This is a genomic window from Caballeronia sp. SBC1 (assembly GCF_011493005.1).
Lineage (GTDB): Bacteria > Pseudomonadota > Gammaproteobacteria > Burkholderiales > Burkholderiaceae > Caballeronia.
In genome coordinates, this window is record NZ_CP049156.1 from 207,186 (window position 1) to 231,742 (window position 24,557).

The following is a 24,557-nucleotide window of genomic DNA, read 5'->3' on the forward strand; positions in this document are numbered from 1 at the left end:
TTTCAAGACTCTTCTCATTCGCATTAGGACTTTTTGCAATTGCATGTTCAAACGTTGCATCTTTTAATCGATGCCGTTACGCTTCTCAATAATCGCGGGCTATCAGAAAGGATTTGGAAATGTCGCAATACACCGAGCTCAAGGCGCAGATCGCCAAGCTTCAGGAACAGGCGGAGGAGGCGCGCCGCGCAGAACTGGAAGCAGTACTGGTAGATATCAGGCGCAAGATTGTGGAATATGGACTCACAGCCCAGGATTTGGGGCTCTCGGTTGTCCGGCGAGGCCGGCCACCCAAGAAGGAGCCGCTGCCGCCGATCTATCAGGACCCCAAGTCGGGCAGCACCTGGAGCGGCCGCGGCAAGCCGCCGAAATGGATTGCGGGAAAGAATCGCGAGCGCTTCCTGATTAGTCAGGCGCATTCTTAAAAATGCCTGACGACTGCATCGAAAAGTGCAGACAAACATACATGCAAAATGTCAGCATGAATGACAACGAAAACGCCAATGAAAAAATCCGCCCGAAAGGGCGGATTTTTTTGTGCTTCGCAATAAAACCTTGGATAACGACACGACCATCGTTTCCAATAGACTAGGCGCCGCGTTTTCAGAGCGGCGCCTAGTCACCAGACGACTGAATAAATTAGCTGATACTTAGCCAGTTCTCAGCCAGTTATTAGTCGGAACTTAGCCGATTGCCACCCGGCGCAATATCGGACGCTTGGCGGCTTGCAACAACGCGGTATAGCTTTCAACGTAATTCAGCGCCATGGTCTTTGCACTGAAGCGACGTTCGAACTGCGCGCGAATTTCGGTACGCGAGAGTTCGCCCAGGCGCTGGAGTGCGCCGACCGCGCCCTGCACGTCTTCGCAAATGAAGCCGGTCACGCCGTGGTCGATCACTTCCGGTACTGAACCTCGATTGAACGCGATCACCGGCGTACCGCACGCCATGGCCTCGATCATTACCAGACCGAACGGCTCTGACCAGTCAATCGGGAACAGCAACGCCTTCGCGCCAGACAGGAACTCCGGCTTTTGCTGCTCGTTGATCTCGCCGACAAATTCAACACTGGCTTTCGACTCAGCGAGCAGCGGCTCGATCACGGTCTTGAAGTATTCCTGGTCGACCTTGTCCACCTTGGCGGCAATTTTCAGCGGAAGACCGCTTTGAGCAGCGATCTTGATGGCGAGATCGGCGCGCTTCTCCGGACAGATACGACCCAAGAACGCCAGGTATTCCGGCTTCTTGTGCGTTTGCGGCGTCAACAACTTTTCCGGCAGTCCGTGATAGATCGTGTTGAGCCAGCCAGCCTGCGGAAGCGGCGCGCGCTGCGAATCCGAGATCGATATGACCGATGCATCAGGAAACGCGCTGAACACTGGCTGCAACTCGGGCAGATCCAGCCGGCCATGGAGCGTGGTCAGAAACGGCGTGTCCATTTGCGAGAACACCGAGAACGGCATGTAGTCGAGGTGGAAGTGCAGCACGTCGAATTCATGAGCCCGACGGCGTACGTTCTCAAGCAGCAGCGCGTGCGGCGCATTCCAGTCGCGGATGGACGGATCGAGACGCAACGCGCGCGGCCAGGCGGCTTCCAGCTTCGCCTTCGTCTGCGAGTCGCCGCTTGCGAACAGCGTCACGTCATGGCCGAGATCAACCAGTGCATCGGTCAGATACGAGACGACGCGCTCGGTGCCGCCGTAAAACTTCGGGGGGACTGCTTCGTGCAACGGTGCAATTTGTGCGATACGCATAACGTGACTCTCCTGTTCGTGAAGGCTTCGACGCACAGTTTCCGAAACGGAAACCGGTAAAGCCTTGGCAGACGGGCCAGCGTCAATGCTGCCGCCCCCTGAAAAAAATAGGACCCGGATGAATCGGGTTATCCCTTACGACCCATTATCGAGATGACTCGCCGCATCAACGAGTCATTTTTCAAACGCTTAACCTTGTTACAGGCCGAAACACCGGCCGTTACGCGGCTCGGCGGATTGCCGACCCCCTTATGCGGCAAGCGATTGCGCGTCCGTCATTAAATTGCGCGGTGCAGGATGCATTGCCCAGGACGGCATAGACAGCAAAGCGTGTGCCACGGCGCAGGCACGCTGGTCATGGCCTCGCCAGCGTTCGCCCTAGCCTTTGGCTGTGCAAATAAATGCCCGCCGCGTAAAGATTTACCCAGGTCCGCCGTTAGTCAGACGTTAGTCAGGCGGTGCGGCAGCCGGCGCGGAAAACGTTTCGTCCGATCTCAACCGGCTAGTGCCTGCTTACAACTTATTGCCGATCCGTAAGCTGAGAATCGGCATCTTTGCCCGGTTTTTTTGTGGCGCGAAGCTCGGCCGCCGGCTAGGTGACCGAATCAGCCTAGCCAGCTTACTGCCCAGCTCGCTGCGTAACAGGCTGGAATGCACCGCCACTCAAGACGGTGCCCGGTGCTCGACCTGTCGTTCCCCTCCGCGATTTCCCTTCAAAGTTTTCCAGCCACTTGCCGTAAACCACTTAACGGCGGTTTCGCCGATGCAACCATGAGGGCTCGATTGTGCTGATTTTCATCGGAACACTAGTGACGCTGTTGTCCGTTTTCGGCGGTTATGCGCTGGAAGGCGGTCACCTTGGCGCACTGGTCCAGCCCGTTGAAATCCTGATGATCGCGGGCGCCGGCCTGGGCGCATTCATCCTCGGCAACGGCATGAAGACGATCAAGTCCACGCTGCGCGTGATCCCGACGCTCTTCAAGGGCTCGAAGTACAACAAGGACGTGTACATGGAGCTGATGGCGCTGCTCTATGTGCTGCTCGCGAAAGCGCGCAAGGAAGGGACGCTGACCCTTGAGTCCGATATTGACGATCCGTCCAAAAGCCCGATCTTCGGCCAGTACCCGAAGATCCTGGCGGATCGGCATATCGTCGAATTCCTTACTGATTATTTGCGCCTGATGGTCGGCGGCAACATGAACGCGTTCGAGATCGAAAGCCTCATGGACGAGGAGATCGAGACGCATCACGCGGAAGGCGAAGGCCCGGCGCAGGCGCTGCACAAGGTAGGCGACGCGATGCCGGCATTCGGTATTGTCGCGGCCGTGATGGGCGTGGTTCACACCATGGCATCCGCCGATCAGCCGCCGGCGGTTCTTGGCGAGATGATCGCGCAGGCGCTGGTCGGGACGTTCCTCGGCATCTTGCTGTCCTATGGGCTGATCGGCCCGCTCGCGAGCGTCGCGGAACAGCGCGTGGCCGAGTCGACGAAAATGTTCCAGTGCATCAAGGTGACAATCCTGGCGAGCCTGAACGGCTACGCGCCGGCTATCGCGGTGGAATTCGGCCGCAAAGTGCTCTTCTCCACCGAGCGTCCGTCGTTCTCCGAACTGGAAGAACACGTACGCCGCGTGAAGGCGAAGTAACCGCCTTCAGCGACCGAGCGCACCGAGCCCGCCATGCCGACCAACAAAGATCGTCCGATTTTCATCAAGCGCGTCATATCGAACAAGAAGGCGCACCACGGCGGCGCCTGGAAGCTGGCTTACGCCGACTTCATGACGGCGATGATGGCCTTTTTCCTGTTGATGTGGCTGCTGAGCGCAGTGTCGCCGGTGCAGCGCCAGGGGATTGCCGAGTATTTCAACATGCCGCTCAAGAACGCAATTATGGGCGGGCAGAAGACCGGCATGGACTCCAGCATTATCGACGGCGGCGGGCGCGATATTTCGAGCCCCGAGCCGGGCACGACCCGCATGAGCGACGGCACGCGGCGCGTGGACCGGCTTGATGAGCAGACGCTGAGAGCCGCGCAGGGCGAACTCGAACGGCGTGATCAGGCCCGTCTGCACGAGCTGCAGGTCAAGCTGATGTCCGCGATTGAAGCGAACCCGGTGTTGCGCCAGTTCAGGCAGCAGATCCGGATTGATTCGACACAGCAGGGGCTGCGCATCGAGATCGTCGATACCCAGAAGCGTCCGATGTTCGCGCTCGCAAGCAACAACGTGGAGCCCTACATGCGCGACATCCTGCGCGAGATCGGCAAGGCGCTGAATGACGTGCCGAACCGGATCGTGGTGCAAGGACACACCGACGCCACGCAATACGCGGGCGGTGAAAAGGGTTACAGCAACTGGGAGTTGTCGGCGGACCGCGCGAATGCGTCGCGGCGCGAGCTGATCTCGGGCGGCATGGATGAATCGAAGGTCTTGCGCGTGCTTGGACTGGCATCGACGCAGAACCTGAACAAGCAGGATGCTTTCGATCCCGAGAACCGGCGCATCAGCATCCTGGTGTTGAACCACAGGTCGGAAGAGGCGATGACGCGCGAAGACCAGCCGGCGACCACGATTACAAGCAACGCGGGTGGCCCCGGCGGCCCGGGCGAGCTCCAGCCCAACTTCGGCTCGCTGGCGCCGGCATTGCCGGCCAAGCCGGCTGCACCATGACGGCGGCACCATGAAATTCGCTCACGAGAGCACGACAAGAACATCGGACAGAGGGCGGCACACATCATGATCAAGAACATTCTGGCTGTCGACGACTCGGCTGCCATGCGGCAAATCCTCTCGGCGACGTTTGTCGCGGCGGGGTATCGCGTGGTGATTGCCATGGATGGCGCACAAGCCTACGAAGAGGCGCTCGCCGAACAGTTCGATCTCGTGATCACCGACCAGAACATGCCGGCAATGAGCGGCCTGGAGCTGATCGGGAAATTGCGCGGACATCGTGCCTATGCGAATACGCCGATCCTGGTGCTCACGACCGAGTCGGGCGAGCCGTTCAAAGCATCGGCGCGCGCAGTGGGCGCGACGGGCTGGATCGAAAAACCGTTCGACCCCGACATGCTGACCGAACTGGTCGCCACGTTGTCGGGAGCGGAACACCCGAACTGAAGCAAACCGTTTTTGCATGAAGCATCAGGCACGAAGAACACATTAGCTTTTACGACGCGCATAGCGACGACAGACAAGGCATCCGGTGGTGACCCAGGCATGACACTCGACATTACGCAGTTCTATCAAACATTCTTCGACGAAGCCGACGAGCTGCTCGCGGATATGGAGCAGTTGCTGCTCGCGCTGGATCTGGCGAATCCCGATCCCGAGGATCTTGGCGCGATCTTTCGCGCGGCGCATTCGATCAAAGGCGGCGCGGCCACGTTTGGATTTTCGGCGCTGACCGAAACCACGCACATCCTCGAGTCGTTGCTCGATCGGGCGCGCAATAACGAACTGGTCCTGCGTCGCGACATGATCGATACGTTCCTTGAAACCAAGGACGTGCTGTCGGATCAGCTCAGCGCATATCGCGCCAGTGCTGAGCCGGACGCGGCCGCCGCGAAGGCGATTTGCGCGAAGCTTGAATACTTGCGCGACAACGATCCGGCTGACGGCGGTATCGCTGCCGCTGAAGTAGCGGAGCCGGAGCCGTCGTTCGCCGAAGCCGCCGCAATCGCGCAGGATCTCGCGCAAGTCGCGCTGGCGCTCGGGCCGAACGAGCCGCCGCCGCATGTGGTCGAGCAAGCGAATGAGGCGGTCGAGGAAGACGGGGAGTGGGCCGAATTTCCAGCGACGCCGGACGCAAGCCAGGACGCCAATGGCGCCGGGCAAGACGGTCCTCACCTGAAAATTACGTTGCGGGGGGTAGGGGAGAAGGACCAGGCTCTGCTGACTGAGGAGCTTGGAAACCTGGGTAGCGTTGTCGGTGAAATGAAGTCGGGCGGCGATTTGACGTTGTGGCTCGACTCGGATGTATCCGCCGACGATATCGTCGCCGTGTGCTGTTTCGTGATCGATGAAGCGCAGATCGCGGTCAGCCGCGGCAATGCAGCGGATGCGGCGCCTGCTAGCGGGTCGCAAGCTGCTGCAGAGCAGGAAGATTTGGAAGCGTTGAACGAGGTGGCGGCAAAAGCACCCGCATCTGAGAAGACGGAACCGGCGGCAGTCTCTGCTGCTGCCGCCGAGTCCCGCACCAAGACATCCGCAAGCGTCGCGGTGACAGAAGCGCTCGAAGCGCCGAAGGCACCCGAAGGCGACAAGAAAACGAAAGCGGCAGCCGCGCCCGCTGCCGCGGAAGGCAGCTCCATCCGCGTGGGCGTGGAGAAGGTCGATCAGCTGATCAACCTCGTCGGCGAACTGGTGATCACGCAAGCAATGCTCGCCGAAACCACGAGTACCTTCGACCCCGCGTTACACGACCGCCTGTTCAATGGCATGGCGCAGCTCGAACGCAATGCGCGCGACCTGCAAGAAGCGGTGATGTCGATCCGCATGATGCCAATGGACTACGTGTTCAGCCGTTTCCCCCGGCTTGTGCGCGATCTCGCCGGGAAGCTCGGCAAGGAAGTGGAACTCGTCACGTTCGGACAGGCGACGGAGCTGGACAAGAGCCTGATCGAACGCATCATCGATCCGTTGACGCACCTTGTGCGCAACTCGCTCGACCATGGCATCGAAACCGTGGAAGCGCGACGTGCGGCGGGTAAAGCGGCGGCGGGACAACTGGTGCTGTCGGCGGCGCATCACGGCGGCAACATCGTGATCGAAGTCAGCGACGACGGCGCGGGCCTGCGTCGCGACAAGATTCTCGCGAAGGCGCTGAAGCAAGGCATGCAGGTGAACGAACAAATGTCCGACGACGAAGTCTGGCAACTGATCTTCATGCCGGGCTTTTCCACCGCCGAAAAGGTCACGGACATCTCCGGCCGCGGCGTGGGCATGGACGTAGTGAAACGCAACATCCAGGCGATGGGCGGCCATGTCGAGATTCAGTCGCGCGAAGGCCGTGGCACCACCACGAAGATCGTGTTGCCGCTGACGCTGGCGATTCTGGACGGCATGTCGGTGAAGGTGGGCGCCGAGATTTTCATCCTGCCGCTGAACTTCGTCATGGAGTCGCTGCAACCCGTTGCCGAGGATATATACACCGTTGCCGGCGGCGAGCGCGTGGTACGCGTTCGTGGCGAATATCTGCCGCTGGTTGCGCTGCATCAGGTCTTCGAAGTGACCGATGCGCGCACGGAACCCACGCAGGGAATTATCACGATCATCCAGTCGGAAGGACGCCGCTTTGCCATGCTGATCGATGAACTGGTCGGCCAGCAGCAAGTGGTGGTGAAGAACCTGGAAACGAATTACCGCAAGGTGCACGGCATTTCCGCTGCGACCATCCTGGGCGACGGCCGCGTTGCGCTGATCGTCGACGTAGCGGCGCTGAACCGTGAAAACCGCTCGGCGCACGGCGCGTTGAGTCACTAAAGCATTAAATAGATAGTCGGAATACCTAACCAATTTTTGGAGGCTAACGTGGCAGCAGACATCCAATCCATTACTTCGGCGGTACAACGCCGTGACGTTCAACGCGCCAGCCAGGCAGAAGCGGCAGGACAGGAGTTCCTCGTCTTCACGCTGGGCGCGGAAGAGTACGGCATAGACATCCTGAAGGTGCAGGAAATTCGCGGCTACGACAACGTCACGCGCATCGCGAATGCGCCGGCGTTCATCAAGGGCGTGATCAACTTGCGCGGCATTATCGTGCCGATCGTCGATATGCGCATCAAGTTCAATCTCGGCCGCGTGGAATATGACAACCAGACGGTCGTGATCATCCTGAACGTTGCGCATCGCGTGGTCGGCATGGTCGTGGACGGCGTGTCCGACGTGCTCACGCTGCAAGCAGACCAGGTCATGCCGGCGCCGGAATTCGGCGCCACGCTCACCACCGAATACCTGACGGGCCTCGGCACGGTGGATGGCCGGATGCTGATCCTGATGGACATCGAAAAGTTGATGACGAGCAAGGAGATGGAGTTGATCGACTCCGTCGCCGTGACCGCCTGAGTCTTCATATAGTTGGTTACCAACACGCTGGTCGGGAAGAAGACATGCTTAAGAACTGGTCGATTCGTACCACGCTGACGCTCGTGGGCCTGCTGTTCGTCGGATTTGCGGCAGTGGTGAGTGCGTTGTCGCTGAACGGCTTGCGCTCGGCGGGCAATTCGCTTTCCTTGCTGGCGGACAGCGACATGGTGTCCATGCGCGCACTCAGCGACGCGTCGTCGAACCTGCTGCGCTCGCGCGTGGCGCTTGACCGCGTGCGCGGGCTGACGGAAGCGAACAACGCAGACGAAGCGAAGAAGGTGCTCGAGCGCGGGCAGTTCCTGCTCGACAAGTCGAACGAGAGCTGGAAGCTTTTCTTGTCGACGCCGAAGCCAATGCTGCCGCAAGCCACGCTGGACGACATCGTGGCAAAACGCGACGCGCTGATGCATGACGGTGTCGAACCCGAGTTCGCGGCGATGCGCGCCGGCGACATGGCCGCGTATCACGCCATTGCGGACACCAAGATCAGCCCGATGTTCATCGCCCTCGACACAGCAACGGCTGTCACGGCCGATCTGACGCAGAAGCACGCCGAGCAGTTGCGAGCGGACGCGGCGGCGAGCATCACGTTGCTGATCGAGGTGATCGTGGGCGTGATGGTGCTGGCTGTGCTCACGCTGATCGCCACGCGCGTTGCGCTGGTCGGCATGATCGTGCAGCCGATCAACGACGCAGTCGATCACTTCGAACGCATCGCTCAAGGCGACCTGACCAAGTCCGCGCACACCGATAAAACCAACGAGATCGGCCGCTTGTTTGCGGGCATCGAACGGATGCGCACGAACCTGACCACGATGGTTGGATCGGTGCATCACGGTGCGGAATCCATCGATGTCGGCGCGCGGGAAATTGCGAGCGGCAACACGGATCTCTCGCAGCGTACGGAAGAACAGGCGGCGTCGCTGCAGGAAACGGCGTCGAGCATGGAGCAGCTCACCAGCACGGTTAAGCAGAACGCCGAGAACGCGCGTCAGGCGTCGCAACTGGCCGTCAACGCGTCGGATATCGCGTCGCGCGGCGGTCAGGTGGTGGAGCAGGTCGTGGACACCATGAGCGCGATTTCATCGAGTTCGAGCAAGGTGGTAGACATCATCGGCGTGATTGAAGGCATTGCGTTCCAGACCAATATTCTCGCGCTGAACGCGGCCGTGGAAGCGGCACGGGCGGGAGAGGAAGGGCGTGGTTTTGCCGTCGTTGCGGGCGAAGTGCGCAGTCTCGCGCAACGCAGCGCGGCAGCGGCGAAAGAGATCAAGTCGCTAATCGGCGATTCCACCGCGAAGGTCGAAAGCGGCTCCGTTCTGGTCGCGCGCGCCGGGGAGACGATGGACGAAATCGTGCAAGCGGTGCGCCGCGTCACCGACATCATGGGCGAGATCAGCGCCGCGTCGGACGAGCAGTCGAAAGGCATTGAGCAGGTGAGCCAGGCCGTTGGGCAGATGGACGAGGTCACGCAGCAGAACGCAGCGCTGGTTGAACAAGCGGCTGCTGCGGCGGCGTCGCTTGAAGAGCAGACACGCAAGCTGAAGGACGTGGTCAGTCACTGGCAAGTCAGCAGCGACGCGCCGGCCAGCGACTTGCGCACGCGGCTCGAACCGAGGGTTGTCGCCCGGGCACACGCAAGCCCGGCGATTAAAGTTGCCGCACGGCCTAACGTAGCGGCTAATCGCGCCGTTAATAAGCTTATTAGCTCACCGGCTCCGGCCGCTTCGGCCAACGCTTCGGCACCGGCAGTCGCGGCAACACCGGTCGCGAAAGCCCCCGCTACAAAGCTCGCAGTTGCCGCGTCCGGCGACTGGGAGACTTTTTAAGGCAGTGTCCGACGACCATGCAGGCCCATCGCATCGCGCTCCTTGATGAGCATTTCAATGAAGCGCGAGAACCAGGCGCTACGGCGGGCCGTGTGGTTGTCGAAGAAATGCGGTGCAACGCCCGTACGGGATGCAGCCGATGCACGTTCCAGCAGAACAAAGGCTAGATGATGGCAACGCGCCCGAGCGTCGATACCCCCCGCGACCGGACCCGAAACGGTTCGGAAGTGGAACGCGACTTTGAATTCACGAGTTCCGATTTCGGCCGCATTCGCGAGCTGATTCACCGGCGCGCCGGGATTTCGCTGTCCGAGCATAAACGCGACATGGCGTACAGCCGCCTCGCACGACGTCTGCGCGCCTGCAATATCGATACGTTCCGCATGTATCTCGATCGTCTCGAAGCGCAACCGGATAGCGACGAGTGGGAAGCGTTCACCAACGCGCTGACCACGAACCTGACCGCATTCTTCCGCGAATCGCATCATTTCCCGATCCTTGCCACGTTCGCGAAAAACCGTCCGCAGCCGTTCTCGGTGTGGTGCTCGGCAGCATCGACGGGAGAGGAGCCGTATTCCATCGCCATGACGCTGATGGAAACACTCGGCGACGCCGCCGCGCGCCATTGCACGGTGATTGCGACGGACATCGACAGCCAGGTTTTGCAGAAAGCCGACGCAGGCGTCTATTCGCTCGATTCGGTGAAAACACTGGGGGCCGATCGCCTGAAGCGGTTTTTCCTGAAGGGCACGGGCGCGCACGCCGGCATGGTGAAGATCCGCCCGGAAGTACGCGCGCTGGTGAAGTTCGAGCAACTGAACCTGACGGACGCAAAGTACGCGCTGCCCGGTCAGTTCGACGCGATCTTCTGCCGCAACGTGATGATCTACTTCGATAAACCCACGCAGGCCCAAGTGCTCGCGCGCTTCGAGCCCCTGATGAAGTCGGGCGGTTTGCTGTTCGCCGGGCACTCGGAGAATTTCACCTACGTGACGCAGGCGTTCAAGCTGCGCGGCCAGACGGTGTACGGGTTGTCGCGTGACGCTGCGGCGGCGGCAGCGGCGCTGGCAGCGACGAAGACAGCGGGCAAGACGTTCGCCGGGGAGCTGGCATGAGCGGCTTGCCGATCGCATCGAATCTTTACTTCGACAACCATTTCAAGCTTCCGGGCGTGAAGCTGTTGCCGAACGAGTTCTACATGACGAGCGAGGACATGGTGCTCGTCACGGTGCTCGGTTCATGCGTGGCGGCATGCATTCACGATCGCTCGGCGGGCATTGGCGGGATGAATCATTTCATGCTTCCCGACGACGGTTCCGACGCATCGCAATCCAGTTCGGACTCCATGCGTTACGGTGCCTACGCAATGGAAGTGCTGATCAACGAGATGATCAAGCGCGGTGGCCGACGCGAGCGCTTCGAAGCGAAAGTGTTCGGTGGCGGCGCGGTGCTGGCGGGTATGACGACGATTAATATCGGCGATCGTAATTCGGAATTCGTCCGCCGTTATCTCGCGCTGGAAAAGATTCGGATCGTGGCCGAAGACCTGCAAGGCATGTATCCGCGCAAGGTCGCGTTCATGCCGCGCACCGGTCAGGCAATGGTCAAGAAACTCATCACGCAACAAGACCCGAGCGTGGTCGAACGCGAGCAGGCGCTCGCGCGGCAAACGCCCGAAGCACGCAGCGAGCGGCTTGCAAAAGCGCGGGCGCGTGTTGAGCTGTTCAGTCAGCCGAAAGTTAAGACTACCGATAAACCCCGCATCGAATTATTCGGTGCCGCAGCCGGCCTGCAGCGAACCGTCCGCATGAAGACGGCGGAGGAAGCATGACAACGGCCCGGAGCACGGAACCGAAAATCAGCGTGCTGTGCGTCGACGACTCGGCGCTGGTGCGCAGCCTGATGACCGAGATCATCAACTCGCAACCCGACATGCACGTATGCGCAACCGCGCCCGATCCACTCGTGGCGCGTGAGCTCATCAAGCAGCACAACCCGGACGTGCTGACACTCGATGTCGAAATGCCGCGCATGGACGGCCTCGATTTCCTGGAAAAGCTGATGCGGCTTCGGCCGATGCCGGTGGTGATGGTGTCGTCGCTGACGGAGCGCGGCTCGGAAATCACGCTGCGCGCGCTCGAACTGGGGGCGGTGGATTTCGTGACGAAACCGCGCGTGGGCATTCGCGACGGCATGCTCGAATACTCGGAAAAGCTCGCCGATAAAATCCGCGCGGCCGCCCGTGCGCGGGTGCGCCAGACGCCTCATGTGGTGCATGCGGCGCCGGGTGCAAACGGCGCGGTTGCCGCTGCCAAGCCCACGCCGAACCTGAACAATCCGCTGGTGAGTACGGAGAAGCTGATCATTGTCGGGGCATCGACGGGTGGCACCGAAGCGATCCGCGAACTGTTGGTGCCGCTGCCGCCCGACGCGCCCGGCGTGATGATCGCGCAGCACATGCCGCCTGGTTTCACGAAGTCTTTTGCACAGCGCCTGAACGGCTTGTGCCGGATCGCCGTGAAAGAAGCAGAGCACGGCGAGCGTGTGCTGCCGGGCCATGCGTACATCGCGCCTGGTGACGCCCATCTGGTGCTCGTGCGCAGCGGTGCGAACTACGTGGCGCATCTCTCCGATGCCCCGCCGGTCAACCGTCACCGTCCTTCGGTCGATGTGCTGTTCCGGTCCGCCGCGCAGAACGCCGGCAAGAACGCGCTCGGCGTGATCCTGACCGGGATGGGCCGCGACGGCGCGCAGGGCATGCTGGAGATGCAGCAAGCCGGCGCGTACACGTTCGCGCAGGACGAAGCGAGCTGCGTGGTGTTCGGCATGCCGCGCGAGGCGATTGCAACGGGCGGCGTGAGCGAGATCGCGCCGTTATCGGAAATGACCCGGCGCGTGATGGCGCGGCTCAATTCAATGGGTGAACGAACGCAGCGCGTTTAATCCTCGCCAAAAGAATTCGAATAGAAACGCGGTGCGATGCGCCGCTTGAAGAAAACACAGGAACACAAGGAGCAGTGAAGATGGACAAGAACATGAAGATTTTGGTCGTCGACGACTTTCCGACGATGCGGCGCATTGTGCGAAATCTGCTGAAGGAGCTGGGTTTCTCCAACGTCGATGAAGCCGAAGACGGCGCGGCCGGTCTTGCACGCCTGCGCGGAGGCGGTTTCGAGTTCGTCATTTCCGACTGGAACATGCCGAACCTCGATGGCCTCGAAATGCTCAAGCAAATTCGCGGCGACGCCGCGCTCGCCCATCTGCCTGTGTTGATGGTGACGGCGGAATCGAAGAAGGAAAACATCATCGCCGCGGCCCAGGCTGGCGCGAGCGGTTACGTGGTCAAGCCATTCACGGCTGCGACCCTCGACGAGAAGCTGTCGAAGATTCTCGAAAAGATGGCTAAGGCAGGGAGCTGACCGTGAACGAAATGACGAACCACGAGACGCTCATTGACGTCGATCAGGAAGGCGATGCATCGAGCGACCGCATCCTGGCGCGCATTGGCCAGTTGACGCGGACCTTGCGCGATTCCATGCGCGAACTTGGCCTCGACAAACAAGTGGAAGCCGCCGCCGAGATGGTGCCGGACGCGCGCGACCGCCTGAAGTACGTCGCCACGATGACAGAGCAGGCCGCCGAGCGCGCGCTGAATGCCATCGAACTGGCCAAGCCGCTGCAGGAGACCATGCAGCGCGACGCACAGGCCCTCGATGCCCGCTGGGAGCAGTGGTATGGCGCGCCGCTCGAGAACGCGGACGTGAAGACCTTGCTGGCTGACACCCGGGGCTTTTTGCAGCAGGTGCCGGTGCACACGGTCGCGACCAATACGCAGTTACTCGAAATCATGCTCGCGCAGGATTTCCAGGATCTGACTGGCCAGGTGATCAAGAAGATTACCGACGTCGTTCATTTGATCGAGCAGCAATTGCTCGGCGTGTTGCTCGAGAACATTGCGCCCGAGCGGCGTGAACAGTTTGCGGCACAGGCTGCGGCGTTGGCGGCAGCTAGCACGTCGGGTTCATCGGACACCTTGCTGAACGGGCCGCAGATCAATCCGGAAGGCCGCACCGACGTGGTCCAGGACCAGACTCAAGTCGACGATCTGCTCGCCAGTCTCGGCTTCTGACCATACGAACGGCTCGACGCGCGCAGCCTTGGCGCTGCGCAGGCGCTGGCACTTGTCCGCGTCGAGCCCTGCATCGAGCTTCTTCCCGCGGCCTCAATCCCCTGAAAAGTCTTCTTCTATCGGCGCTCGAACGTACGCGTTTTGTGCGAGGCGTCGTTTTCCCGGTTTCGACTCAATCGACTGGCATACTGGCAGTGCTTTTTTTATGGCTTTTGTGGCGCGGACGTTGCAGAAGGCAAAATAGCGCATATTGAGATAATCGAACTGGGGGAGGCGAAGTGAACACTTCGATCATTTCATTGAGCTCGCGACGCGTAACTGCGTTCGCCAGCCTGGCTGCAGGGCTGACATTAAGCTTGCTAGCTGTATCGCCGGCTTATGCCGTGCTTGGTGGTGCGCCGATGACACCGCCCGCTGGCGCCACCGTCAACAACGCCGTGTCGCATGCGGCGGTCTCGGCGGTTGCTTCATCCGCGGGTGCAACGGCCAGTTCTTACACCGTGCGCACCACGACGCTCGCCGTCGGGACGGTGGTGAACGAGTACGTGGGCACGGACGGCGTGGTATTTGGCATTGCGTGGAAAGGACCGAGATTTCCCGATCTTCCGAGCTTGCTCGGCAGCTATTTCCCGCAATACGTGCAGGGCATCCAGAACCAGCGTGCCAACGGCGGCGGGCGAGGACCCGTCAGCGTGGCTGGTAGCGCGCTGGTGGTCCGCTCCGGCGGTCACATGGGCGCATTCGCAGGGCATGCCTACCTGCCGCAATCCTTGCCAGCGGGCGTCAGCCCCAGCGACATTCAATAACGGACGGAGACTTTTACTATGCGTCCGACGAATTCCTCGTCTAGTCCGGCCTTGCGTTCGGGCCTTTTCCGCTGGCTCGCCGTGCTGAGCGTGTCGGTATTACTTGCTGCCTGCGGTGGCGGAGGCAGCGATTCCAGCAGCAGTTCTGCCAGCAGCCCCGGCAGCAGTAGTGGAGGCAGCGGCAGTGGAAGCAGCGGCAGCGGCAGCAGTACACCGATCGCGTCCACGGCATCCAACACGGTGCCTATCACCGTGGGTCCCGGTGCACAGAACTTCGTCAATATCCCGAACGTATCGGTGACGGTGTGCGCGCCTGGCACAAGCAACTGCCAGACCATCAACAATATCCAGCTCGATACCGGCTCGTACGGCTTGCGCTTGGCAAGCGACGCGGCCGCGCAGATTGTCGGCAGCTTGCCGGTGGCGACATCGACGAGCGGTGGTCAACTGGCGGAATGCACGCAATTCGCCGATGGCTTCACATGGGGCACCGTGCGTACCGCCGACGTGAAGATTGGCGGCGAAATCGCGAGCGGCATTCCAATCCAGGTCGTAGGCGATCTGGCGGATTCCACGGTGCCGACCAATGGCTGTATCAACGGCAGCAACGAGAGCACCTCGCGGCAACTGGGCGCGAACGGGATTCTTGGCGTGGGTGTTTCGGCGACCGATTGCGGCGTGGACTGTACGAACGCCGCGACCAGCAACTACTTTTCGTGCCCGGGCGGAAACAATTGCTCGGCCATTGCTGTGCCGCTTGCCCAGCAAGTGGTGAATCCGGTCACGAAGTTCGCGGTGGACAACAATGGCGTGATTGTCCAATTGCCGGCGGTGGCAACGTCGGCGGCGTCGGTGACGGGTACGCTGGTGTTTGGTATCGGCACACAGAGCAACAATGCGCTGACCGGTACCGGTGCGACGCAGTATCGCTCGACGAGTTTTGGCAATCTGCTCGGCACCTACAAGGGATCGAGCGTGACGACCATTGTAGATTCGGGTTCGAACGGCCTGTTCTTCACCGACAGTTCGCTCCCCGCCTGCACCTCGACGTTCACCGACTTCTACTGTCCGACCAGTGCGCAGGCACTTTCCGCGACTGTAACGGGGCTGAATGGCGTGACGGGCACGGTGAATTTCACGGTCCTGAATGCGCAGAGTCTGGCTGGCAGCGGCACGAGCTATGCCCTTAACGGACTGGCCGGCAGCATTGGTTCATACCCGACGCTGTTCGACTTTGGCCTGCCGTTTTTCTTCGGACGATCTGTTTATTTCGGCATCGGGACCAACACAACTGCGCCGTACGTCGCGTTTTAAATGCGGGTAATTCAGGTTCTTGGATCGAGAGCCTGAACGCGACGATGAAAAGCAACAAAGCCCGGCGAGTTTTTTGCGCCGGGCTTTGTTTTTGGTGGAAGCGATTGCCGCTTCGGCAGGGACGTCGTTCTACACGATCAATCCTCAGCGCGCGGTTTCCTCGGCGCTTTTTCCATCGCCCGGTCGTACAGCCAGCGCGGCACGACATGCAGCAGCGCACCCGCGACGCGCATCTGCCACGGGAACGTCGCAAATCGGACTTTCCGCGCGATTGCATCGGCGGTTTTGGTGGCGAATACATCGGCGTCCATCAGGAAGGGCATCGGATACGGATTGTGCTCGGTCATCGCGGTGCGGATATAACCCGGCGCGATAGTCACCACCGATACCCCCTTCGGCCGCATCTCCACCCGCAGCGCTTCGAGATACTTCAACGCCGCCGATTTCGACGCGCTGTACGCGCCCGAACCCGGCAAGCCGCGAATGCCCGCCACGCTTGCTATGCCAACCAGCGTTCCACGCCGCTCCTCAACCACGCGGGCAACGAACGGCTCAAACGTCGCGATCATCCCGAAGTAGTTGATATCCATCACGTCGCGAAAGGTATCGAGGTCGCCGTGACCGGTCAGCGCACCGCGGCTGACACCGGCGTTGGCAATCACCACGTCGGCGCCGCCATGCTGCGCGCAGAACTGCGCCGCGGCGGCGCTGAGCGCGGCGGCGTCGCGGACATCGGCGGGATAGATCGAGATGGAATGGGCGGGGAAGCGCGCGGCGAATGCCGCGAGGGTGTCACCACGACGGGCAACGAGGCCAAGCACCGCACCGCGCCGGAGATATTCCTCGGCGAGCGCGAGGCCAATGCCGCTGGATGCGCCGGTGATGAAAACTCTCAGCCGGGCTGGCGTGACGTCATTGCCCGGCGTGTCCTTCATAGCGGCGCTCACGCCTTTACATCTTCTTCGCGCGAATCTGGGCGACCAGGAAATCGAGGACCTGGATCGTGCCCGGCAGGCTGTTCGTGGTGGCCGGACCCGTTTCGTACTTGCCCTGCACGGCGAGCGTTGGCACGCCGTCGATCTTGTAGTCCTGCATCAGCTTGGTGTCGCGTTGGAGGTCGCTTTGCGTCGAGAAGGAGTTGTACGCGTCCAGGTACTTCTTCTTGTCGACACCTTGCGTGGCGAGGAACGTAGCCTGCGCTTCCGGCGTCAGCAGATAGTTCTTCTTGACGTGGATCTCGTTGAACACGGCGGGCGTGAGCTTGTCGGCGAGGCCGAGTGCGTCGAGTGCGTGATACATCTTCGAGTGCGGGATGAAGTCATCGCGGAACGCAACTGGCACGCGCTTGAAGACGACATCAGGACCTTGCTTCTTCACCCAGGCTTCCAGATACGGGTCGAATTCGTTGCAGTGAGGGCAGCCGTACCACATGAATTCGATCACTTCGATCTTGCCCTGCGCGTCCACCGGCTGCGCGGCTTGCAGCACCGTGTAGTCGGTGCCCGCAACGGGCGCTGCCGGCGATGCGTGCGCCGCATTCATGGCACCCAGGGTGCCGGCCGCAAGGCCGAGGGAGAGAGCGAGGGCACGGAAGAGTTTTTTCATAATGACCGAGAAAGGGCGTGGAGACGCGAAAGGGGAACACACGACGCTTAAAGGAGGCTTAAGCCGCAAACCTGAGCAGCAGTGCCGCACCAGTCCGGGCCGCTACAACCCGTGCCTTCGATAGTCCGGGCTACTACTGTTGGCCGCTGCTCAGCGGCGCTGGCCGCCCACATGCTATCAACCCGCGCCAGCCTTATACGAAAGGCCGCGCGGGTTGCGGGGTCTACTATGCGTTCACTGCTTGGAGAACCGGATGACCGCCGTGTCCACGCCTGCATCCGAGAGTCGCTGGCGCACGCTGTTCATGTCCTCGAACTTCGTGAACGGTCCAATCCGCACGCGGAAATACGTGACGTTGCCGGCATCGCGTTGCGTGACCTTCGACTCGAAACCCTGGAAGCCGAGCCGCGCGCGCTGCTGTTCTGCATCGGCCTGGGTCTTGTACGCGCCAACCTGCAGGAAATAGCCGGTGTTGGCGTCGCCGGGCGCGGGCGGCGTGACCTTGGCCGGCGATGATGCCTGTGCTTCCACAGCCGGCTTCTTCGCCGGTGTTGCGTTCGACGAGCCGCTCGGCGCGTTCGCGACCGGCGGGACAGCGGCTGGCGCGGCTGGTTTCGGCGCAACGGCCGTACCGTTCGCGGCCGATGGCGGCACTTCCAGGATCTCCGGTTCTTCCTGCATGCCAGACGACTGCGTCTGGTTGTTCGTCTGCCCAGGCGCGGTGTTCGGCGGCGCGGGCTGCGCGGCTTGCGGCACGGCCTGGCCGGGCGTCTTGCCCTGGAGAGGCCGGTTGGGATCGTACGGCTGTCCCGTGGCGGGCGCGGAACCCACGTCGGTGGGAGGCGGGGCGACCTTTGCGACGAACGGCGTGGGCGCGCGCGTGATGTACAGCGCCACGATCACTGCAATTGCGAGGCCGACAATCAAGCCCAGCACGATACCGAGAAAAGTGCCCCCGGTTTGCTTCGACTGCTTTGACGTGCTGCGTGGTTTTGCCATCGTATGAATAACCTGCAAAAAGTCTTCTGAATGGCCGTCGATTATAACGGCGGCCTTATGCGCGGTTTGGCATTGCGCGGTGTTGTGTTGCACGGTGTTGCGTTAGGTCATGCACCCGTCGTATGGGCCGCGCCGCGCCGTCCCCCGTCTTTACGCGCCGGACTTATGACACGCCCGACGCGCCGGAAGTGCCCGACGTGGAAATCACATCTTGACGGGGGCGGACACGCCAATCAACGCGAGGCCGTTTTCGAGCACTTGCCGCGTAGCGGCAAGCAACGCAATGCGCGCGTTGCGCACGCCATCTTCTTCCACCAGCACGCGCTCCGCATTGTAGAACGAGTGGAATTCACTCGCGAGGTCACGCAGGTAGAACGCGACCGCGTGCGGAGCGAGTTCGTCGGCTGCGTGCGAGAGCATGTCCGGATACTCGGCGAGCTTGTTCAGCAACGCCATCGCGCGTTCGCTCGAGAGCGGCGAGAGATCGACGTTCGGCAGGGTGTCGGCATTGCCGGCGTATTTCGTCTTCCAGTCGCCGAGGATCGTGCAGATCCGTGCGTGCGCGTACTGCACGTAATACACCGGGTTTTCGTCGCTTTGCTTGAGCGCCAGGTCGATATCGAAGACGAATTCCGTGTCGGCCTTGCGCGAAATCAGGAAGAAACGCACGGCGTCGCGGCCGCGGCGAATGGTGTCTTCATCGATCTGGTCAGGCGCTACTTCCTCGCCCGGCGTCATGCCGCCCGACCATTCGATCAGGTCGCGCACCGTCACATAGCTGCCCGCGCGCTTCGAGATCTTCACTTCCACGCCGTTGCGCATGACCGTGACCATCTTGTGCAGCACGTAGTCCGGGTAGCCCTTCGGAATGCCGATACCAAGCCCCTGCAGCCCCGCCCGCACGCGCGCGATGGTGCCGTGGTGATCCGAACCCTGCACGTTGATGACCTTGGTGAAGCCGCGTTGCCACTTCGCGACGTGGTACGCGACGTCCGGAACGAAATACGTGTACGTGCCGTCGGACTTGCGCATCACGCGGTCTTTATCGTCGCCGTCGTCGGTCGTGCGCAGCCATAGTGCGCCGTCCTGCTCGTAGGTCTTGCCGGCGGCGATCAGCGCGTCGACCGTGGTTTGTACGCGGCCTTCGTTATACAGCGACGACTCCAGGTAGAACTGGTCGAAGTCCACGCCAAACGCGGTCAGGTCCAGATCCTGTTCGTGGCGCAGATACGCGACGGAAAAGACGCGGATAGCGTCGATATCGTCCACATCGCCCTTCGCCGTCACCGGAGCGCCATCCTTGGCCGCGACCGTCGCGCCGGCCAGATAGTCGCGAGCGATGTCCGCGATGTACTCGCCGTTGTACGCGTTGTCCGGCCATTCCTTGTCGCCTGGCGCAAAACCGCGGGCGCGCAATTGCGTGGACATGGCGAGATTGCCGATCTGCACGCCGGCGTCGTTGTAGTAGAACTCGCGATGCACCGCGTTGCCTTGCGTGCCGAGCAGGTTCGCCAATGCGTCGCCGAGCGTGGCCTGGCGGCCGTGGCCGACATGCAGCGGCCCGGTCGGATTCGCCGAAACGAACTCGATCAGCACGCGTTTGCCTTCGTCGCGGGCGTCGTAGCCGTAGCGGGCGCCTTCCACGATCACCGCCGGCACCACGGCCTGTTTCGCCGCTGCCGCCAGCCGCAAATTGATGAAACCGGGACCGGCGACTTCGGCGGCGTCGACCAGGCCAAGAGCTGCCGGCAGCGCGAGCACCGCATCGACAATCTGCTGCGCCAGTTGGCGAGGATTCGCGCGCAGCGGCTTCGCGAGCTGCATGGCCACATTCGATGCCACGTCACCGTGCGCCGCGACTTTCGGGCGCTCCAGGACGATGACCGGCGTGACAAAGTTCGCTTCCGATGCGCCTTGCGACGCCTGTACGACCTGCTTGACCGCGTCGGCGAGCAGCGTTTCGAGTGTATGTTTTTGTGCGGGCAGCATGCTGATTCTTAAATCCGGTGATTGTGTGTTTGTTTCGATCCACGCGCTCGCTGGGAACGCGGCAAAAACGTGCGATCGAGCGGCAAACGCCGACGTGACGCGTGCTCGAAAGTTTCAGACCTGTTTCAGTCTCTGTTTCAGTCTATTACGCTCGTTCGGGAGCGGAAGAGGCTTCGGACACTCGGTCGGGACGCAACGCACGTCTGCGTAAGCGCGTCCGGAGGCATAGCCGGAGCCGGTTGCAGCCATACTGCCAGAACCGGGGTTTTGTAACCGGTGCAACATTTGCTCGGGTAAATCGGGATTTTAGCAGGTGCTAATATGTCGAATCAGGGTCGAGTCGGGAAAACGAGTCAGGAAATAAAACAATGCGCCAGCATGTGATGGGGTGGCCTGGGTTGTAGCCACGCTTGACGCATCTCGCTCATTAGCCACAAAAGGCCAACATAAGGGAAGGACCTTGCCATGCTGATCACATTTAAAACCAGAGCTGCACCAGACGTTCAGATGCTCGACAACCTTGCTGACTACCTGCTTGGCATCATCGGTAAGCGGCTTGGCGAGCGCGGTGTCATTACGCATGAAGAACTGCCTGAATGCATCCAGAAGCTGGAGTCGGCGGTTGCGACGGACAAACAGGAACGCGCCGAACACGACGGCCACTTCCACGAAGGCGAACCCGGCCATGAACCGCACGAGATTCCCGTCGGGCTGGCGCAGCGCGCGTACCCGTTCCTCGACATGATGCGCGTCGCTCATCAGGCCGAGGGTGACATTCTGTGGGGCGTTTGAGCCTCGGGTGACGTGGCGGGATTTGCTCGCTGGGTGAGCCTGAAGCGCACCAGTGAGTCAGTATTAAAAAACCCGCCTCGTTGCCGATGCGGGTTTTTTTGTTCCGATGAATACGGAACACCGGGTATCGCGCCCTTGAACGCAGCGCTTTATTGCGAGGCTCCGGACGCCGGCATGCTTGTGCCTTTTTTCGCACGCGGCTTGCGGGGTTTCTTCTTGTGCTCGACGACGGGCGGCGAGTAGCTTGACGCGGTGGTCGAGCTTGCGCCCGTGCCCGGCTTGACGTCGCCTTGCGCGAAGGCAGCCGGACTTCCCGACGTGAATAGCACAGCAACAGCAACGGCGAGGACAGGCGTCAGCTTGATCATGTTCGACTTTCTCCGTGACGATTGAAGGAATGCGTGACCGCCGCCATGACGGCCTTTGCACTACTTCGAGTGTAAGGAAAGTCAAAATAACCGTAATAGAGTTCGCCAATATTGCGTTTTTGTGATTCCCGGTATTGCCGATGCCTGCTTTTTGCCTAGAGTAAGGGCGCCAGTGCGCGTTCTGCGTCGTTCTTCGAAATTGCCATGCGTTGCGCGAAGCTTTCCACCTGATCGTCGGCGATCTTGCCGACCGAGAAGTACGTGCTCTCCGGATGCGCGATGTAAAAGCCCGACACACTGGCCGCCGGCAACATGGCCAGCGACTCGGTCACCGTCATGCCGATCTCGTTGGCTTGCAGCACGTCGAACATGTCCTGCTTCACCAAATGATCTGGGCACGCCGGATAACCCGGCGCCGGACGAATCCCCCGATACTTTTCTTCGATCATCGCGGCGTTGTCGAGTGATTCGCCGGCCGCGTAACCCCACAGTTCACGACGCACGCGCGCGTGCAGTGCTTCGGCGAAGGCCTCGGCGAAACGATCGGCCAGCGCTTTCAGCATGATCGCGCTGTAGTCGTCGTTATCGGCTTCGAACTGCTTCTCTCTCTTGTCGACGCCCAGGCCCGCTGTCACCGCGAACATGCCGATGTAATCCGCCACGCCCGAGTCCTTTGGTGCGATGAAATCCGCGAGCGAGCGGTTGGAACGCTGTACGCCATCCACGATCGGACGCACGGTTTGCTGGCGCAAGTTACGCCATGTCATGGCGACTTGCGTGCGGGTATCGTCGGTATAAATTTCGATGTCGTCGTCGTTCACCGTGTTCGCCGGCAGCAGCATCACCACGCCGTTCGCCTGCAGCCAGCGGCCCTGGATGATGCGCGAGAGCATCGACTTGCCATCGGAGAAAACGCGCCGCGCGGATTCACCCACGATCTCGTCGTTGAGAATGGCCGGATATGCGCCGGCGAGATCCCAGGTCTGGAAGAACGGCGCCCAGTCGATGTAGTTCGCCAGCTCCGCGAGATCGTAATTCTTGAAAATGCGCCGTCCGATGAACGTCGGTTTTTTCGGCTCGTAGCTTGCCCAGTCGAGTTTCGTTTTGTTCGCGCGCGCTTCGGCGTACGTAACCATGGGCGTCGCCTTGCGGTTCGCGTGCTGCGTGCGAATGCGTTCGTAGTCCGTCTTGAGGTCTTCGAGGTATTTCTTCGCGCCATCGTCGGAGAGCAGGCTCGACGCCACCGATACCGACCGCGACGCATCCGGCACATAGACCACCGGACCATCGTAATGCGGGGCAATTTTCACTGCTGTGTGCACGCGTGAAGTGGTTGCGCCGCCGATCAGCAACGGCGTTTGCTTGTCGCGGAAATAGGTGTCGCGCTGCATTTCTGACGCAACGTAGGCCATTTCTTCGAGGCTTGGCGTAATCAACCCCGACAAGCCGATGATGTCCGCGCCTTGCTCCTTCGCCATTGCGAGGATGGTGGCGCAGGGCACCATCACGCCCATGTTGACCACTTCGAAGTTATTGCACTGGAGCACGACCGAGACAATGTTCTTGCCGATGTCGTGCACGTCACCCTTCACGGTCGCGATCACGATCTTGCCCTTCGGCCGGACGTCTTCGCCGGCGTCGGCCATGCGCTTCTTTTCTTCCTCGATATACGGAATCAAATGCGCCACGGCCTGCTTCATCACGCGCGCCGACTTGACCACTTGCGGCAGGAACATTTTGCCCGCGCCGAACAGGTCGCCGACGATATTCATGCCGTCCATCAACGGCCCTTCGATCACGTTGATCGGCCGGCCGCCTGCGGCTTCAATGCGCGCGCGCACTTCCTCGGTGTCTTCCACGATGAAGTTCGTGATGCCGTGAACGAGCGCATGAGCGAGGCGTTGATCGACGGGCTGGTTGCGCCACTCGAGGTTCTCTTCTTTCTTCGCGGCGCCGGTTTTGAATTTATCGGCGATTTCCAGCAGACGGTCCGTGCCGTCCTCACGACGATTCAGCACCACGTCTTCCACGCGTTCGCGCAGTTCGGGATCGAGATCCTGATATACGCCGAGCTGACCCGCGTTCACGATGCCCATGTCCATGCCCGCCTGAATCGCATGGTAGAGGAACACGGTGTGGATGGCTTCACGCACCGGGTCGTTGCCGCGAAACGAGAAGGACACGTTCGACACGCCGCCGCTGATCTTTGCGTACGGGAGGTTTTCCTTGATCCAGCGCGTGGCGTTGATGAAGTCGACGGCGTAGTTGTTGTGCTCTTCAATGCCCGTGGCGATCGCGAAGATGTTCGGATCGAAGATGATGTCTTCCGGCGGGAAGCCCACTTCGTTCACGAGGAAATCGTACGAGCGCTTGCAGATTTGCGTCTTGCGTTCGTAGGTGTCGGCCTGGCCGTCTTCGTCGAAGGCCATTACGACCGCGGCGGCACCATAGCGTCGGATCAGCGTGGCGTGATGGCGAAACGCGTCTTCGCCTTCCTTCAGCGAGATCGAGTTCACGACCGCCTTGCCCTGCACGCATTTCAGGCCCGCTTCGATCACTTCCCACTTCGACGAGTCGATCATGATCGGCACGCGCGAGATATCCGGCTCGGACGCGATCAGGTTCAGGAACCGGACCATGGCCGCTTTCGAATCGAGCATGGCCTCGTCCATGTTGATGTCGATGATCTGCGCGCCGTTCTCAACCTGTTGTCGCGCGACGGCGAGCGCCTCGTCGAACTGGTTGTTGAGGATCATGCGTGAGAACGCCTTCGATCCCGTCACGTTGGTCCGCTCGCCCACGTTGATGAAGAGCGAACCGTCGGTGACGTTGAACGGCTCGAGGCCGGAAAGGCGCATGGTGTGATCGGTCATGGTGTCTCTGGGCGTT

Annotated in this window: 22 protein-coding genes; 15 read left to right on the plus strand and 7 right to left on the minus strand. The window is 61.1% G+C overall.

Annotated features, from left to right (window positions below; translation table 11 throughout):
- Positions 1–119: 119 nt before the first annotated feature.
- Positions 120–425 (plus strand): H-NS family nucleoid-associated regulatory protein, encoded by a 306-nt coding sequence (locus SBC1_RS00965; protein WP_165085738.1) that lies wholly within the window; start codon positions 120–122, stop codon positions 423–425.
- A 258-nt stretch (positions 426–683) separates the two neighbouring features.
- Here the strand turns inward: SBC1_RS00965 and SBC1_RS00970 are convergent, their stop codons facing one another.
- Positions 684–1,754: a glycosyltransferase family 4 protein gene (locus tag SBC1_RS00970; RefSeq protein ID WP_165085740.1), complete on the minus strand. Its 1,071-nt coding sequence runs from the start codon at positions 1,752–1,754 to the stop codon at positions 684–686.
- A 785-nt stretch (positions 1,755–2,539) separates the two neighbouring features.
- On the opposite strand from SBC1_RS00970, the gene motA reads away from it, so the two are divergent.
- The 13 genes from motA to SBC1_RS01035 all read left to right on the plus strand — a co-directional run bounded on the left by motA (position 2,540) and on the right by SBC1_RS01035 (position 15,915).
- Positions 2,540–3,400 (plus strand): flagellar motor stator protein MotA, encoded by an 861-nt coding sequence (gene motA / locus SBC1_RS00975; protein ID WP_165986954.1) that lies wholly within the window; start codon positions 2,540–2,542, stop codon positions 3,398–3,400.
- Between the two features lie 33 nt (positions 3,401–3,433).
- Entirely contained in the window at positions 3,434–4,423 is a 990-nt protein-coding gene (gene motB, locus SBC1_RS00980) for a flagellar motor protein MotB (protein WP_165986956.1), read from the plus strand.
- A 66-nt stretch (positions 4,424–4,489) separates the two neighbouring features.
- Positions 4,490–4,870: a response regulator gene (locus tag SBC1_RS00985; RefSeq protein WP_165085748.1), complete on the plus strand. Its 381-nt coding sequence runs from the start codon at positions 4,490–4,492 to the stop codon at positions 4,868–4,870.
- 99 nt (positions 4,871–4,969) lie between these two features.
- The gene (cheA, locus tag SBC1_RS00990; protein ID WP_165085751.1) at positions 4,970–7,234 is read left to right on the plus strand and encodes a chemotaxis protein CheA; all 2,265 of its coding nucleotides are present in this window, start codon (positions 4,970–4,972) and stop codon (positions 7,232–7,234) included.
- 48 nt (positions 7,235–7,282) lie between these two features.
- Positions 7,283–7,816, plus strand: coding sequence for a chemotaxis protein CheW (cheW, locus tag SBC1_RS00995; protein WP_241201988.1), 534 nt, complete (start codon positions 7,283–7,285; stop codon positions 7,814–7,816).
- A 44-nt stretch (positions 7,817–7,860) separates the two neighbouring features.
- On the plus strand, positions 7,861–9,666 hold the full coding sequence (locus tag SBC1_RS01000) for a methyl-accepting chemotaxis protein (protein ID WP_165085756.1): 1,806 nt from the start codon (positions 7,861–7,863) through the stop codon (positions 9,664–9,666).
- A gap of 167 nt (positions 9,667–9,833) precedes the next feature.
- Entirely contained in the window at positions 9,834–10,781 is a 948-nt protein-coding gene (locus SBC1_RS01005) for a CheR family methyltransferase (RefSeq protein WP_165986958.1), read from the plus strand.
- Entirely contained in the window at positions 10,778–11,497 is a 720-nt protein-coding gene (gene cheD / locus SBC1_RS01010; RefSeq protein ID WP_165085763.1) for a chemoreceptor glutamine deamidase CheD, read from the plus strand. The genes SBC1_RS01005 and cheD overlap by 4 nt, the downstream gene beginning before the upstream one ends.
- Positions 11,494–12,609, plus strand: coding sequence for a chemotaxis response regulator protein-glutamate methylesterase (locus tag SBC1_RS01015; protein ID WP_165085765.1), 1,116 nt, complete (start codon positions 11,494–11,496; stop codon positions 12,607–12,609). The genes cheD and SBC1_RS01015 overlap by 4 nt, the downstream gene beginning before the upstream one ends.
- An 80-nt stretch (positions 12,610–12,689) precedes the next feature.
- Entirely contained in the window at positions 12,690–13,085 is a 396-nt protein-coding gene (gene cheY / locus SBC1_RS01020; RefSeq protein WP_089164575.1) for a chemotaxis response regulator CheY, read from the plus strand.
- An 11-nt stretch (positions 13,086–13,096) separates the two neighbouring features.
- Positions 13,097–13,795: a protein phosphatase CheZ gene (gene cheZ, locus SBC1_RS01025; protein WP_165093006.1), complete on the plus strand. Its 699-nt coding sequence runs from the start codon at positions 13,097–13,099 to the stop codon at positions 13,793–13,795.
- A gap of 278 nt (positions 13,796–14,073) precedes the next feature.
- The gene (locus tag SBC1_RS01030; RefSeq protein WP_165085768.1) at positions 14,074–14,601 is read left to right on the plus strand and encodes a DUF2844 domain-containing protein; all 528 of its coding nucleotides are present in this window, start codon (positions 14,074–14,076) and stop codon (positions 14,599–14,601) included.
- 18 nt (positions 14,602–14,619) lie between these two features.
- Positions 14,620–15,915, plus strand: coding sequence for a DUF3443 domain-containing protein (locus tag SBC1_RS01035; protein WP_165085770.1), 1,296 nt, complete (start codon positions 14,620–14,622; stop codon positions 15,913–15,915).
- Positions 15,916–16,052: 137 nt separating this feature from the next.
- Here SBC1_RS01035 and SBC1_RS01040 read toward each other — a convergent pair whose 3' ends face one another.
- The 4 genes from SBC1_RS01040 to argS all read right to left on the minus strand — a co-directional run bounded on the left by SBC1_RS01040 (position 16,053) and on the right by argS (position 20,508).
- On the minus strand, positions 16,053–16,850 hold the full coding sequence (locus SBC1_RS01040) for an SDR family oxidoreductase (RefSeq protein ID WP_165988755.1): 798 nt from the start codon (positions 16,848–16,850) through the stop codon (positions 16,053–16,055).
- A 16-nt stretch (positions 16,851–16,866) separates the two neighbouring features.
- Positions 16,867–17,520, minus strand: a complete 654-nt coding sequence (locus tag SBC1_RS01045) for a thiol:disulfide interchange protein DsbA/DsbL (protein ID WP_165085773.1) — start codon at positions 17,518–17,520, stop codon at positions 16,867–16,869.
- Positions 17,521–17,754: 234 nt separating this feature from the next.
- Positions 17,755–18,537 (minus strand): SPOR domain-containing protein, encoded by a 783-nt coding sequence (locus tag SBC1_RS01050; RefSeq protein WP_165085775.1) that lies wholly within the window; start codon positions 18,535–18,537, stop codon positions 17,755–17,757.
- 186 nt (positions 18,538–18,723) lie between these two features.
- Positions 18,724–20,508: an arginine--tRNA ligase gene (gene argS, locus SBC1_RS01055; RefSeq protein WP_165986959.1), complete on the minus strand. Its 1,785-nt coding sequence runs from the start codon at positions 20,506–20,508 to the stop codon at positions 18,724–18,726.
- Between the two features lie 465 nt (positions 20,509–20,973).
- Here argS and SBC1_RS01060 point away from each other — a divergent pair, with 465 nt between their 5' ends.
- Entirely contained in the window at positions 20,974–21,300 is a 327-nt protein-coding gene (locus SBC1_RS01060) for a DUF1840 domain-containing protein (protein WP_165085780.1), read from the plus strand.
- Positions 21,301–21,449: 149 nt separating this feature from the next.
- Here the strand turns inward: SBC1_RS01060 and SBC1_RS01065 are convergent, their stop codons facing one another.
- Positions 21,450–21,668, minus strand: a complete 219-nt coding sequence (locus tag SBC1_RS01065) for a hypothetical protein (RefSeq protein WP_165085783.1) — start codon at positions 21,666–21,668, stop codon at positions 21,450–21,452.
- Between the two features lie 155 nt (positions 21,669–21,823).
- Complete coding sequence (gene metH, locus SBC1_RS01070) at positions 21,824–24,541, minus strand: methionine synthase (protein ID WP_165986961.1); 2,718 nt, start codon at positions 24,539–24,541, stop codon at positions 21,824–21,826.
- Between the last annotated feature and the right edge of the window lie 16 nt (positions 24,542–24,557).

What these genes read in the sequence shown, in the direction of transcription:
- SBC1_RS01045 (WP_165085773.1), bottom strand. Translation starts at nt 17,520, where the DNA reads ATGAAAAAACTCTTCCGTGCCCTCGCTCTCTCCCTCGGCCTTGCGGCC.
- cheD (WP_165085763.1), top strand. Translation starts at nt 10,778, where the DNA reads ATGAGCGGCTTGCCGATCGCATCGAATCTTTACTTCGACAACCATTTC.
- SBC1_RS00985 (WP_165085748.1), top strand. Translation starts at nt 4,490, where the DNA reads ATGATCAAGAACATTCTGGCTGTCGACGACTCGGCTGCCATGCGGCAA.
- SBC1_RS01060 (WP_165085780.1), top strand. Translation starts at nt 20,974, where the DNA reads ATGCTGATCACATTTAAAACCAGAGCTGCACCAGACGTTCAGATGCTC.
- SBC1_RS00970 (WP_165085740.1), bottom strand. Translation starts at nt 1,754, where the DNA reads ATGCGTATCGCACAAATTGCACCGTTGCACGAAGCAGTCCCCCCGAAG.
- SBC1_RS00965 (WP_165085738.1), top strand. Translation starts at nt 120, where the DNA reads ATGTCGCAATACACCGAGCTCAAGGCGCAGATCGCCAAGCTTCAGGAA.
- SBC1_RS01035 (WP_165085770.1), top strand. Translation starts at nt 14,620, where the DNA reads ATGCGTCCGACGAATTCCTCGTCTAGTCCGGCCTTGCGTTCGGGCCTT.
- SBC1_RS01015 (WP_165085765.1), top strand. Translation starts at nt 11,494, where the DNA reads ATGACAACGGCCCGGAGCACGGAACCGAAAATCAGCGTGCTGTGCGTC.
- argS (WP_165986959.1), bottom strand. Translation starts at nt 20,508, where the DNA reads ATGCTGCCCGCACAAAAACATACACTCGAAACGCTGCTCGCCGACGCG.
- cheY (WP_089164575.1), top strand. Translation starts at nt 12,690, where the DNA reads ATGGACAAGAACATGAAGATTTTGGTCGTCGACGACTTTCCGACGATG.
- metH (WP_165986961.1), bottom strand. Translation starts at nt 24,541, where the DNA reads ATGACCGATCACACCATGCGCCTTTCCGGCCTCGAGCCGTTCAACGTC.
- motB (WP_165986956.1), top strand. Translation starts at nt 3,434, where the DNA reads ATGCCGACCAACAAAGATCGTCCGATTTTCATCAAGCGCGTCATATCG.
- SBC1_RS01040 (WP_165988755.1), bottom strand. Translation starts at nt 16,850, where the DNA reads ATGAAGGACACGCCGGGCAATGACGTCACGCCAGCCCGGCTGAGAGTT.
- cheZ (WP_165093006.1), top strand. Translation starts at nt 13,097, where the DNA reads ATGACGAACCACGAGACGCTCATTGACGTCGATCAGGAAGGCGATGCA.
- SBC1_RS01005 (WP_165986958.1), top strand. Translation starts at nt 9,834, where the DNA reads ATGATGGCAACGCGCCCGAGCGTCGATACCCCCCGCGACCGGACCCGA.
- SBC1_RS01000 (WP_165085756.1), top strand. Translation starts at nt 7,861, where the DNA reads ATGCTTAAGAACTGGTCGATTCGTACCACGCTGACGCTCGTGGGCCTG.
- cheA (WP_165085751.1), top strand. Translation starts at nt 4,970, where the DNA reads ATGACACTCGACATTACGCAGTTCTATCAAACATTCTTCGACGAAGCC.
- SBC1_RS01065 (WP_165085783.1), bottom strand. Translation starts at nt 21,668, where the DNA reads ATGATCAAGCTGACGCCTGTCCTCGCCGTTGCTGTTGCTGTGCTATTC.